This window comes from Xenorhabdus griffiniae, from assembly GCF_037265215.1.
Taxonomy (GTDB): Bacteria; Pseudomonadota; Gammaproteobacteria; order Enterobacterales; family Enterobacteriaceae; genus Xenorhabdus; species Xenorhabdus griffiniae.
The window spans coordinates 4,605,301-4,618,067 of record NZ_CP147737.1; the positions used below are offsets into that span (position 1 = coordinate 4,605,301).

At 45.2% G+C, this 12,767-nt stretch carries 13 protein-coding genes; 8 read left to right on the forward strand and 5 right to left on the reverse strand.

All coding sequences use genetic code 11. The features are described from left to right. Positions 1-11 precede the first annotated feature (11 nt). From hslU to rraA, 3 genes are all read left to right on the forward strand, one after another. Positions 12-1,343 (forward strand): HslU--HslV peptidase ATPase subunit, encoded by a 1,332-nt coding sequence (hslU, locus tag WDV75_RS21160; protein WP_273557846.1) that lies wholly within the window; start codon positions 12-14, stop codon positions 1,341-1,343. Positions 1,344-1,479: 136 nt separating this feature from the next. Further along, positions 1,480-2,397, forward strand: a complete 918-nt coding sequence (locus WDV75_RS21165; protein ID WP_273557845.1) for a 1,4-dihydroxy-2-naphthoate polyprenyltransferase — start codon at positions 1,480-1,482, stop codon at positions 2,395-2,397. 108 nt (positions 2,398-2,505) lie between these two features. Further along, on the forward strand, positions 2,506-3,003 hold the full coding sequence (gene rraA, locus WDV75_RS21170) for a ribonuclease E activity regulator RraA (RefSeq protein ID WP_189760017.1): 498 nt from the start codon (positions 2,506-2,508) through the stop codon (positions 3,001-3,003). 56 nt (positions 3,004-3,059) lie between these two features. Here the strand turns inward: rraA and zapB are convergent, their stop codons facing one another. Further along, positions 3,060-3,302: a cell division protein ZapB gene (gene zapB / locus WDV75_RS21175; protein WP_099131891.1), complete on the reverse strand. Its 243-nt coding sequence runs from the start codon at positions 3,300-3,302 to the stop codon at positions 3,060-3,062. Between the two features lie 316 nt (positions 3,303-3,618). Between zapB and WDV75_RS21180 the strand changes: the two genes are divergently transcribed. Then, positions 3,619-4,416 carry an MIP/aquaporin family protein gene (locus tag WDV75_RS21180; RefSeq protein ID WP_189760055.1) on the forward strand — a complete coding sequence of 266 codons (798 nt, stop codon included), beginning with the start codon at positions 3,619-3,621 and terminating at the stop codon, positions 4,414-4,416. Positions 4,417-4,440: 24 nt separating this feature from the next. Continuing rightward, positions 4,441-5,964 carry a glycerol kinase GlpK gene (gene glpK / locus WDV75_RS21185; protein ID WP_273557844.1) on the forward strand — a complete coding sequence of 508 codons (1,524 nt, stop codon included), beginning with the start codon at positions 4,441-4,443 and terminating at the stop codon, positions 5,962-5,964. 78 nt (positions 5,965-6,042) lie between these two features. Here glpK and emrD read toward each other — a convergent pair whose 3' ends face one another. Then, positions 6,043-7,230 carry a multidrug efflux MFS transporter EmrD gene (gene emrD / locus WDV75_RS21190; protein ID WP_273557843.1) on the reverse strand — a complete coding sequence of 396 codons (1,188 nt, stop codon included), beginning with the start codon at positions 7,228-7,230 and terminating at the stop codon, positions 6,043-6,045. Positions 7,231-7,646: 416 nt separating this feature from the next. Here emrD and fpr point away from each other — a divergent pair, with 416 nt between their 5' ends. Then, entirely contained in the window at positions 7,647-8,393 is a 747-nt protein-coding gene (gene fpr, locus WDV75_RS21195) for a ferredoxin--NADP(+) reductase (protein ID WP_273557842.1), read from the forward strand. Here the strand turns inward: fpr and WDV75_RS21200 are convergent, their stop codons facing one another. Continuing rightward, positions 8,394-8,828: a DUF805 domain-containing protein gene (locus tag WDV75_RS21200; RefSeq protein WP_273557841.1), complete on the reverse strand. Its 435-nt coding sequence runs from the start codon at positions 8,826-8,828 to the stop codon at positions 8,394-8,396. 59 nt (positions 8,829-8,887) lie between these two features. Here WDV75_RS21200 and WDV75_RS21205 point away from each other — a divergent pair, with 59 nt between their 5' ends. Further along, positions 8,888-9,508 carry a DUF1454 family protein gene (locus WDV75_RS21205; RefSeq protein ID WP_273557840.1) on the forward strand — a complete coding sequence of 207 codons (621 nt, stop codon included), beginning with the start codon at positions 8,888-8,890 and terminating at the stop codon, positions 9,506-9,508. A 144-nt stretch (positions 9,509-9,652) separates the two neighbouring features. Then, complete coding sequence (gene tpiA, locus WDV75_RS21210) at positions 9,653-10,420, forward strand: triose-phosphate isomerase (protein WP_189760049.1); 768 nt, start codon at positions 9,653-9,655, stop codon at positions 10,418-10,420. A gap of 71 nt (positions 10,421-10,491) precedes the next feature. On the opposite strand, the gene WDV75_RS21215 is transcribed toward tpiA, so the two are convergent. Both WDV75_RS21215 and pfkA read right to left on the reverse strand, forming a co-directional pair. Next, on the reverse strand, positions 10,492-11,493 hold the full coding sequence (locus WDV75_RS21215; protein ID WP_273557839.1) for a sulfate ABC transporter substrate-binding protein: 1,002 nt from the start codon (positions 11,491-11,493) through the stop codon (positions 10,492-10,494). Positions 11,494-11,699: 206 nt separating this feature from the next. After that, positions 11,700-12,677 (reverse strand): 6-phosphofructokinase, encoded by a 978-nt coding sequence (gene pfkA / locus WDV75_RS21220; RefSeq protein ID WP_189760047.1) that lies wholly within the window; start codon positions 12,675-12,677, stop codon positions 11,700-11,702. Positions 12,678-12,767: the final 90 nt, after the last annotated feature.

Genomic DNA, 12,767 nt, shown 5'->3' on the forward strand with positions numbered 1-12,767 from the left:
GGATAGATAGTATGTCTGAAATGACTCCTCGCGAAATTGTCAGCGAACTAAATAATCATATTATCGGCCAGGACAAAGCAAAACGTGCTGTTGCTATTGCCCTGCGTAACCGCTGGCGTCGCATGCAGTTAGATGAATCACTGCGTTATGAAGTCACGCCAAAAAATATTTTGATGATAGGCCCAACCGGTGTTGGTAAAACCGAGATTGCCCGTCGTCTGGCAAAACTGGCCAATGCTCCCTTTATCAAGGTTGAAGCAACTAAGTTCACCGAAGTGGGTTATGTCGGTAAAGAAGTCGATTCCATCATTCGTGATCTCACTGACGTAGCAGTAAAAATAGTCCGTCTGCAATCCATTGAGAAGAACCGCTATCGTGCAGAAGAATTAGCAGAAGAGCGTATTCTGGATGTCCTGCTGCCACCAGCAAAAAATAACTGGGGACAGACTGAAACTCAAACTGAGCCGTCATCAACCCGTCAGGCATTCCGCAAGAAATTGCGTGAGGGCCAGTTAGACGATAAAGAAATTGAAATTGAAGTTTCGGCCGCTCCAGTTGGGGTTGAAATCATGGCACCTCCGGGCATGGAAGAGATGACGAATCAGTTACAATCCATGTTCCAAAATCTGGCAGGCCAGCGTCAAAAAAATCGTAAGATGAAAATCAAAGACGCCTTCAAGTTGCTGGTCGAAGAAGAAGCAGCAAAACTGGTCAATCCTGAAGAACTGAAACAGCAGGCAATTGATGCAGTTGAACAACACGGCATCGTTTTCATTGATGAGATCGATAAGATTTGTAAACGCGGTCAAACTTCCGGTCCAGATGTTTCCCGTGAAGGTGTTCAGCGCGATCTGCTGCCACTTGTCGAAGGTTGCACCGTTTCGACTAAACACGGCATGGTCAAAACTGATCACACCCTGTTTATCGCCTCCGGTGCATTCCAGGTTGCCAGCCCTTCTGATCTGATCCCAGAACTTCAAGGCCGCTTGCCAATTCGTGTTGAATTGCAAGCCCTGACCACCGAAGACTTTGAACGTATTCTGACCGAACCAAATGCTTCACTGACTGAACAGTACAAAGCTCTGATGGCAACGGAAGGCATGAATATTGAATTCACGCCTGACGGTATCCGTAAAATTGCGGAATCAGCATGGCAAGTTAATGAAACCACTGAAAACATCGGCGCTCGTCGTTTGCACACCGTGCTTGAGCGTATGATGGAAGACATCTCGTTCAACGCCAGTGAACGTCAAGGACAGACTGTCGAAATTAATGCCGATTACGTCAAAGAGCACTTGGACGAACTGGTTGCAGATGAAGATTTGAGTCGGTTTATTTTATAATCAGTCATATTATTGGTTTGATTAGAACCAATAATTCGTCGTACTTAGGCAAAATGGGGGGCTTTTAGCCTCCCGTTTTGCTATTTTCGATGGTATAAAATTTATTACATCAATCATAATGACAAACAGTGACAATATGAGCTCAACAACGTCTATCAGTCAGATGCAGGCATGGCTGGAAAGTTTACGCCCCAAAACGCTCCCGCTGGCCGTTGCTGCCGTCATAACGGGTTCAGCCCTTGCGTCATGGACCGGACATTTCAAATGGCCTGTCGCATTACTGGCTTTATTAACTGCGGCCCTGCTGCAAATTCTTTCTAACCTCGCCAACGATTATGGTGACGTCACCAAAGGCAGTGACACAGAAAATCGCATTGGTCCAAGTCGTGGTATGCAAAAAGGCCTGATTACCGCAAAGCAGATGAAAAATGCCTTGAAGCTCACTGTACTACTCTCTTGTTTATCAGGCAGTGCCCTGATTGCTGTCGCCTGCAATAACCCAAACGACATTATCGGCTTCTTGATCCTGGGATTACTGGCGATTGTCGCCGCTATCACTTATACCGTGGGTACGCGTCCTTATGGCTATCTGGGATTGGGAGACATTTCTGTTCTGATTTTCTTCGGCTACTTGAGCGTTCTTGGTACCTACTATCTGCAAGCCGGTACTTTTTCCATAAGCACCGTTTTGCCCGCAACTGCCAGTGGCTTACTTTCTGTGGCAGTCTTAAACATTAATAACCTACGCGATATCGAAAGTGACCGCCAAAACGGTAAAAATACGTTGGCTGTCCGATTAGGAGGAAAAAAGGCTCGCTACTACCATGCAGCCGTTCTGCTAACGGCCATGTTCTGCCTTGTCGCCTTCACGCTCCTATACCTAAATAATTGGTTTAGTTGGTTGTTTCTGCTTGCTTTTCCTCTGCTGTTAAAACATACGGTGCAAGTGCTGCGTGATCCAACCGCTGAAGGTATGCGTCCCAAATTGGTACAAATGGTCAAAGCAGCGTTATTGACCAATATTCTGTTTTCCATTGGATTGGTACTTAATTAAGTGAGTAAGAATCAATTTTACACATAGGTTTCAAGATTGATGGTTTTGCCAACACTGGCTTTAAAAGGATATACTGTCCGTTCCTTGCATAAACCAGACGTAAATCCCATGAAATATGATACTTCCGAACTTTGTGATATCTATCAAGAAGATATAAATGTGGTAGAGCCTATCTTCACCAACTTTGGTGGGCGTACTTCATTTGGTGGTCAAATCATCACAGTGAAATGTTTTGAGGACAATGGCCTCCTTTATGATTTACTTGAAGAAAACGGACATGATCGCATTTTGCTCGTTGATGGTGGTGGATCAGTACGCAAGGCACTCGTTGATGCAGAACTGGCCCAACTCGCTGTCAATAATGAGTGGGAAGGCATTGTTGTCTATGGCGCAGTGCGTCAAGTTGATTATCTCGCAGAGCTTGATATTGGCATTCAGGCAATGGCTGCTATTCCTGCTGGCTGTAATAGCGAAGGGGTGGGAGAAAGTGATACCAGAGTGAATTTTGGTGGCGTCACATTCTTCTCTGGTGACTATCTCTACGCAGATAATACTGGCATTGTCTTATCCGATTTCCCTCTGGAAATTGATGAAAAGCTCAGTTAAAGGTATATAAAAAAGGGCGCAATGATCGCCCTTTTTCAGCTAAGCCATTGGATACCTTATTGTACATCTTCCATCTTACCCAACAGTGTGCGTAAGCGTTCTTGCCATGCCGATTGTTCTTGTTTGAGCTGCTCATTTTCACGTACCAGAGAATCACGGCTATCTGCCATATTCTGGACATCCTGAGATAAAACGGCATTCTTTTCTTTTAATTCTTCAATTTCCATTTGCAGCAAAGTGATGGTATCAATCGCCTGCTGAACTTTAGATTCTAGCTTCTCAAAAACTTCAAATGACATTCTAAGGCCCCTCTTGTAAGCAATGTTGTTGATTGTATTTAGCCTATTAACATCTGTCTAGTTTCATCCTTGCAATGTGCGGCATAACGCGAAATATAATGACCAAACCCAAATGTCTGTAAGATCACATTTCCAAGCTCAATAAAACTGCAAATAAATGCGAATTCGCTCATTTTGTTGACGCAACACGCAGATTTCAATTTCGCTATTTCTCGTTTACGCGCATTAACGATAAATTCACAGACACCTTTTTCTTAACACATAAGAAATGACTAATAATTAATCTCTTCCCTGTACTTTTTTATAGGATATAGAAATGAGCCAGACCACAACTCCAACCTTATCAGGTCAATGCATTTCCGAATTTCTCGGTACTGCGTTGCTCGTTTTTTTTGGCTTAGGCTGTGTTGCTGCTGCCCGAATCGCCGGAGCACAACTGGGTTTATGGGAAATCAGCATTATCTGGGGCTTTGGTGTTGCCCTGGCAGTTTATCTCACTGCCGGCATTTCAGGCGCACATCTTAACCCCGCAGTGACCATTGCATTATGCCTATTTGCCAATTTTGACAGAAAAAAAGTGCTACCTTATATCATTGCCCAAATGCTCGGTGGCTTTGTCGCGGCACTCATTATCTACATGATGTATTACAACCTGTTCCTCGATTATGAGCAAGTCCACAACATCGTTCGCGGCTCGCAGGAAAGCCTCTTTACTGCGGGGGTTTTCTCCACTTACCCCGCTGCCCAGATCTCCGTGTTTCATGCGTTTATCGTTGAAGTTATTATCGCGGCCGTTCTGTTATGCCTGATCCTGTCCCTGACCGATGATGGTAATGGCATCCCACGAGGACCATTAGCACCTTTGTTAATCGGGATTCTTATTGCGGTTATCGGTGGCTCGTTTGGCCCACTGACTGGATTTGCCCTGAACCCAGCCCGTGATTTCGGCCCCAAATTAGTTGCTTACTTGACCGGCTGGGGAGACATTGCCCTAACCGGAGGCCGAGATATTCCTTATTGCCTTGTTCCGTTGGTAGCCCCTATCGTTGGCGCGATTTTAGGTGCTTTTGGCTACCGCAAACTGATTACTCGCCATTTACCGCGCGAGATTTAAAATACATAAAACCAGGTTATAGTTATGACAACAGAAAATACTACAGAAAAAAAATATATTGTTGCTCTGGATCAGGGCACGACCAGTTCACGCGCCGTTGTACTTGATCACAATGCCAATATTGTCTGCATCTCACAGCGTGAATTCCCACAAATCTATCCCAAGCCTGGCTGGGTGGAACACGATCCAATGGAAATCTGGGCAAGCCAAAGCTCTACCTTAGTTGAAGTCTTGGCAAAAGCTGATATTCGCTCTGATGAAATCGCCAGCATTGGTATTACAAACCAACGAGAAACAACTATTATCTGGGAAAAAGAAACCGGTAAACCGATTTATAACGCGATTGTATGGCAATGTCGCCGAACAGCAGATATTTGCACCAAACTGAAACAAAAAGAGGGGCTGGAAGAATACATCCGCCATAATACAGGTTTGGTGCTTGATCCTTACTTCTCCGGTACGAAAATAAAATGGATTTTGGACAACATTGAAGGCGCCCGTCAGCGTGCTGAAAATGGTGAACTTTTATTCGGTACAGTCGACACATGGCTAGTCTGGAAAATGACTCAGGGGCGCGTACATGTGACCGATTACACTAATGCCTCCCGCACCATGCTGTTTAATATCCATAATCTGGAATGGGATCAAAAAATCCTTGAAGAGTTAGGCATACCTCGCGTGATGCTGCCTAAAGTGGCCGCGTCCTCGGAGATCTATGGCCAAACCAATATCGGCGGTAAAGGCGGCACTCGTATTCCTATCGCGGGTATCGCAGGCGACCAGCAAGCCGCTTTATACGGGCAACTGTGTGTAAGCCCCGGAATGGCAAAAAATACTTACGGCACTGGCTGCTTCCTGCTCATGAACACCGGCAAAGACGCAGTACGCTCTAATCATGGCCTGTTGACAACTGTTTGTTGTGGCCCACGCGGTGAAGTTAATTATGCACTGGAAGGTGCCGTCTTTGTTGGTGGCGCATCCATTCAATGGTTGCGTGATGAACTGAAACTCATTGCAGATGCCGCAGATTCAGAATACTTCGCGACCAAGGTCAAAGACAGCAATGGTGTTTATGTTGTTCCTGCTTTTACTGGCCTTGGCGCACCATATTGGGACCCTTACGCCCGTGGCGCTATTTTTGGCCTGACCCGCGGCGCTAATAGCAACCACATTATTCGTGCTACATTAGAATCCATCGCTTACCAAACCCGCGATGTTTTGGACGCTATGCAAGCTGATGCAGGAACTCGCCTGCAAGCCCTACGCGTCGATGGTGGTGCTGTCGCCAACAACTTCCTGATGCAATTCCAGTCCGATATTCTTGGCACTCGGGTAGAGCGCCCTGAAGTACGTGAGAGCACAGCTTTAGGCGCGGCTTTCCTTGCAGGTTTAGCCGTTGGTTTCTGGCGAGATTTAGATGAAGTGAAAAGTAAGGCGGTAGTCGAAAAAGAATTCCGTCCAAGTATCGAAACAACTGAACGCAACTATAAATACAATGGCTGGAAAAAAGCCGTTGCCCGCGCCCAAGAATGGGAAGATCGCGCTTAACCGCAAGATATTGAGCAAGTGAGATAAAGGCTCTGGCATCTAAGATTGTTGCCAGAGCTTTTTTAAACACTATCGTTTCTACAAAGCCGTATGTTCTTGACGCTGGAACCGCTGTGAAATAGGCAGCCAACAAAACAAAATCAACAATGACATGGAAAACATCAACATCCCAACACTAAATTGGCTATTTTGCGGTAGCATCGCCGACAGCCATGTTGCCACACCTGAACCGACATTCTGTAATCCCCCGACCAAAGCACCCGCTGCTCCTGCCAGATAAGGGAAGGGTTCCATCGCTCCCGTCGTTGCGAGTGGGAACAACATACCTGCGCCAAAAAAGAACAATGCAGCCGGTATCAACAAGGTCCAGATATTCATGATGCCAAACCAACCAGGCAACCACATCAAGATACCCGCCAGCAAGCAACAGGTCACAGAGCGCCACATGAGCCGATAAAATGTTTTCCCTTCTCGTCCCGCATACCATGCCCCAAAAAACGCCGCTGGGATTGGCAGAATAAACAAGATGCTAACTGTCAGGCTATCCAACCCCAAAACAGCGCCCATCAATACACCGCTACTGGCTTCAAAAACGGCAATCCCAGCCAGACCACCCACCAACATGATCAGGTAAGAAACAAAAGAACCCTGCGAGAGTAATTGGTGGAAAGAAACCAGCATCGTGCTATGTGCAGTCCCTGTGGGACGAGTCTCCGGTAAATGCCGGGCCAGTAAGAAAGCAACGACAGCCCCTAACATCAATAGAAATAAGTAGCAGGATCGCCAACCAAAATAGTGAGCAATCATTCCGCCAATCATGGGAGCGGCCAGAGGACTAACCAATATAGCCATATTCAGCAAGCTATTGGCATAACGTAACGTCATGCCAGTATATAAATCCCGCGGCATAGTACGCACCATTACGCCTGCCACGCCAGTGCCCAATCCCTGTAATGCACTCGCAATCACCAGTACCAGCAAGTTTGGAGCAAACAGGGCACATATCGTTGCCCCCAGATAAATCGACATGCCGACCAAAATTACAGGACGACGTCCCACCTTGTCAGATAGCGGCCCATAAAAAAGTTGTGAAAATCCGTAAGAAAACAGATATGCCGCCATCACCTGCTGAACTTCTCCCGCTGGTTTATTAAGATCACTTGCCATATCAGCAATAACTGGTACATAGATTGTTTGCGTCATCTGCCCTACAGCGGCCAGGGCAATTAACATCAACAATAAATTAAAGTGTTCTATTTTTTTCATCGCACTTTATTCAACCACTCATTACAAACAGCCATAGTGAACCCCTCAAGCCCTTAATAAAGAACCTGATAATTAACTTCACTATACCAATCGCCTTTCAAGATGCGTCTTATATCTCCCCGCTAGCGGGGAGATATAAACAATCACCTTGATTTGCAAGCTGCAACTTGGAGTTGGGTTGGTATAGATAGATCATTTGGTAAATCTATATTTTTTCTTTGCAGTATACAATTTTATATGAAGAAAAAATTACAGATATATCACCCATATATGTCAATAAAAATGTACATATTAGACCATGATATTGGCAAAAACCCAGTTAATCGAACTGTAACACGTAATCGATAATTCTATCTCATGTAATCACGTAGAATCGTTACAAAAAATCATCAATTTGTGTAGAGAGGTTAATCGTAATGACAAACTGGGTTACAGGAAAAGTTACCGACATAACCAACTGGACTGATTCGCTTTTCAGCATCAAAATTCATGCACCAATAGAAAAATTCACTGCCGGACAATTTGCAAAACTTGCCCTAAAAATTGGGGAGGAACGTATCCAACGGGCTTATTCCTATGTCAACGCTCCCGATGACAATAATCTGGAATTTTATTTGGTTACCGTTCCTGAAGGAAAACTCAGTCCTCGATTGGCTGCACTAAAAATTGGTGATGAATTACTGGTAACAGAGAAAGCGGCTGGTTTTTTCGTTCTTGATGAGATCCCTGACTGCCAAACACTCTGGATGCTTTCCACTGGCACCGCTATTGGACCTTACCTTTCCATCCTCCAGCAAGGAACCGATCTGGAACGATTCGAAAATATCGTTTTGGTTCATGCTGCCAGATGGGGAACGGATTTAAGCTATTTACCGATGATGCAAGAATTAGAGAAAAAATTTCAGGGTAAACTGAGAATACAGACCATCGTCAGCCGAGAAAAATGGCCAAATTCACTTATGGGCAGAATTCCAGCATTAATTGAAAATGGCGAATTGGAATCGGCTGTTGGTTTACCCATTCAGGCAGAAAACAGCCATGTCATGCTGTGCGGGAATCCCCAAATGGTCAGGGATACCCAGCAACTACTAAAAGAGCAGCGTAATATGGCAAAACATCTGCGTCGTAAACCAGGCCATATCACCAGCGAGCAATACTGGTAATCAGTTTTCCTTGGCAGAAATATAATCAACCGTTTCTGCCATCTCACCAAAACGATTAGCGCCTTCTGTACCACGGAATACACCACAATCCAATATCATCATGACAAAAATCAGGGTTGGAACAAAACGACCAATTCCCCACTGCCATATTGGTGCCATTGCGTTCCAGTCAAGGGACAACAATATCCAGGCCAGTACACATAGTAACATCCAGCCACCCCGTTTATTCCGGTCATGCAGGCGCTTCGAAAAAATTGCCGCAGTTGGATACAATAGCAAAGCAACACCGACCGCCGCATAATTCATGGGGAGGAGATCCATTCCATGCAGTGTCAGAAGGATAAAGATCAAGGCGAAACAAATAGCTATGCCGATCCAAAACTCTCGCCTTCCAATTCGGCCTTTGAATGAAAATCCCCATTGTTGTAATGTCATGTACTCTTTTCCAATTGTGGATGCTGTTTTTCCAGGATTTAACTCAGTGAGTAATTAAAATGAAAACAGGCATAAATAAACTTCTGGTGACAATTTTAATCGCTTTTAGCATCGGTTTACCATTCTCAGCCGCTGCCGATGAGTCTTCAGTCACACCAGAAATAAACTCACCGTTAATGTATCTGCTGCCAGATTCCCCTACTTTCGAAGACACCATCCCTGTCTTTCGGGAGAAATTCAACAAAAAACACCCGGATACTCCTCTGTACGAATATCGGGTGATTGCAAGCACAGATATTTCTCAACCTTTCATCCGTGCCGCCAGTAAAATCAATGACAAAATTTACTCTTCAGCGGTACTGGAACGAGGCAGCGAAAAAATTAAAAGTCTGCAAATTACCTTGCTGCCATCACAAAATAAACGAGAAGATGAACAAAACCGTATACTGGCAAAGCAATATATCACAGCCCTGATCAGCCAATTCGAACCGACCTTTTCTCCTGAACAAGCCAACATTCAATTGGAAAGGCTTTTGCAGACAGCAGAAAACCGAACTGCTTTCAGTCAAAAAATGGGAGCAATGCGCTATATCATCGTAAACAGCAGCGAAAATATAATGACCTTCGCAATTGAACCGATTAAGCTATCGTTATCTGACACAGCAGCAAATGAAAATTAGTGACACAACGCAGAGCTATTCGCGTTGATGATCTTTATACTGTCGGGATTCCACTTACAGGGAATGACACCACCATAATGTCATTCAAAGAAAGAATATTCATTCAGTTCGCAATTTGATTATTTTCTGGTTGGAGGGAAAAATATGCGACATCCATTAGTTATGGGTAACTGGAAATTAAATGGCAGTACCCACATGGTTAACGACCTGATTGCAGGCCTGCGTAAAGAACTGAGCAACGTTGACGGCTGTGACGTCGCTATCGCACCACCAACAGTTTATGTTTCTCTGGCAAAAAATGCCCTGGCTGGTAGCCGTATCGCTCTGGGTGCACAAGATACTGGCGTCAATCTTTCTGGTGCCTTTACGGGCGAAACCTCCGCAGAAATGCTGAAAGACGTCGGGGCAAAATATATCATTATCGGCCACTCTGAACGCCGCACTTACCACAAAGAAAGCGACGAATTCATCGCGAAGAAATTCGCAATCCTGAAAGAGCAAGGCTTGATCCCTGTCCTGTGCATTGGCGAAACTGAACAAGAAAATGAAGCCGGTCAGACTGAAGCTGTTTGCGCGCGACAAATCGATGCCGTTCTCAACACGCTGGGCGCGGAAGCATTCAAAGATACGGTTATTGCTTATGAGCCAGTTTGGGCAATCGGCACAGGCAAATCCGCCACACCTGCTCAGGCTCAGGCCATCCATAAATTTATCCGTGACCATATCGCCAAACAGGATGCAGCTATCGCTGAACAGGTCATTATTCAATATGGCGGTTCAGTTAACGCCAGCAATGCAGCAGAGCTGTTCACCCAACCGGATATCGACGGTGCTCTGGTCGGTGGCGCATCACTGAAAGCTGATGCCTTTGCTGTTATCGTAAAAGCCGCAGCAGAAGCGAAAAAAGCGTAAGCTTTTAATCAAGACAGAACCGCCACGCAGTATCACTTGTGGCGGTTTTCTATCCAAAATGAGTTTAATGATTAACGCCGGATAATGTCGTCAAATGTTCCGCCTGTGGCAAAATGTTTTTTCTGAGCGTTCTCCCAACCACCAAAAACCTCATCAATCGTAAAAAGCTTCAAATCAGGAAAAACCGCGTGGTATTTTTCTGCAATTGCTTTATCACGAGGACGATAATAGTTTCTGGCGGCAATCTCCTGCCCAACCGGAGAATAAAGATATTTCAGATATGCTGTTGCCAGCTCACGCGTTCCTCGCTTATCAACCACCTTATCGACAACAGAAACCGTTGGCTCTGCCAGAATAGAAATGCTCGGCGTCACAATTTCAAACTTGCCCTTGTCCAACGCATTAATTGCCAGTAACGCTTCGTTTTCCCAGGCAATCAATACATCACCAATTCCGCGCTCCACAAACGTATTCGTTGCACCGCGTGCGCCGGAATCCAGCACTTCAACATTTTTATAAAGTGCTTTCACGAATTCTTTAGCTTTAGCCTGATCTTGGTTGTTATGCGCCAGACCATATCCCCAGGCAGCCAGATAATTCCAACGTGCTCCACCAGAAGTTTTCGGATTCGGCGTAACCACCGCAACATCTGGACGAATTAAATCCGACCAATCCTTTATCTGTTTAGGGTTTCCTTTTCTCACTAAAAAGACAATGGTTGATGTATAAGGTGCTGAATTATCTGGCAGGCGCTGAATCCAATTCTTATCAATGCGCCCATGCTCTGCAATGGCATTCACATCATAAGCCAGTGCCAACGTCACAACATCCGCCTGAAGACCATTGATAACAGAAGTTGCTTGCTTGCCTGAACCGCCATGTGATTGGCGGATTTTTACATCATCCCCCGTTTTGTTATGCCAGTATTCGCGGAATGCCTCATCATACTGCTGGTAAAATTCACGTGTCGGATCATAGGAGACGTTCAATAATTGCCGCTCTTTTGCCCATGCACTGTTGGTTATCGCCAACGCCACCAAGAATAACGCCGATACCACATACTCTTTTGTCATCGCCCATCTTGAGCCTCTATTTATACCCCTTGCATCCACGATAATATTTCCCCTAAGTTATTATGATTTCTCCATAAAAACTGACAGAAAGTGTTATGACGCAGAAATAATTTTAAATTTCTGCTTATGCATAAGAAGAATATGAGGAACGAGACAGCCAGAGCATATGGCTGTCTCCACAAGAGGATCTTACAGATAAGAAAGGATTAGTAGAGTTTCTTCGCGGTTTCCAGCCACTCTTTCTTAAAGACACGCTGCATATTTTGCACTGCATCAATGATATCGTGATGAACAAGTTTCTCGTTCTGGATACCAACACAACGACCGCCGTGCCCTTCCAGCAGCAGTTGAACAGAGTATGCCCCCATACGGGAAGCAAGAATGCGGTCATAAGCGACAGGCGCACCACCACGCTGGATATGTCCTAATACCGTCGCACGGGTTTCATGGTGGGTTTCTGCCTCAATATATCTCGCCAGCTCAGCGACATCACAAACATGTTCAGTTATAGCTACAATCGCGTGACGCTTGCCTTTTTCAATCCCTGCTTTAATTTCAACCAGCAATTCCTCACGATCGAACGGAACTTCATTTTCAGGCAGAACAATAAACTCGCATCCACCCGCGATTGCCGCTGACAAAGTTAAATCACCACAATAACGTCCCATCACTTCAACAATCGAAATTCGTTTGTGGGAAGTTGATGTATCACGCAAACGGTCAATCGCTTCAACCACCGTTTCTAACGCCGTGAAATAACCAATGGTGTAATCTGTACCCGCAACGTCGTTGTCAATCGTTCCAGGCAAACCAATACAAGGGAAACCTGCTTCGGTCAGCTTTTTCGCCCCCAAATAAGATCCATCCCCTCCAATCACCACCAACGCATCAATCCCATTTTTGCGCATGTTTTCAATAGCAATTTCCCGAACCTTATCATCCCTGAACTCTGGGAAGCGGGCTGATCCCAAAAACGTACCACCGCGGTTAATCATGTCGGAAACACTAAAGCGATCAAGCTTCTTCATGCGGTTTTCATACAACCCCAGATAGCCATCATAAATACCATAGACTTCCAACCCTTCGGTTAAAGCGGCACGAACAACACCACGAATAGCGGCGTTCATGCCAGGCGCATCACCGCCACTCGTTAAGACTCCGATTCTTTTAATCTTGTTGATCATGATGACCTCTGACTTGTAGATATAATATTTGAGAAACCTGATTGTCACTGCATTAGCTGAATTGATTCAACTCTAACTATAATACGGAAA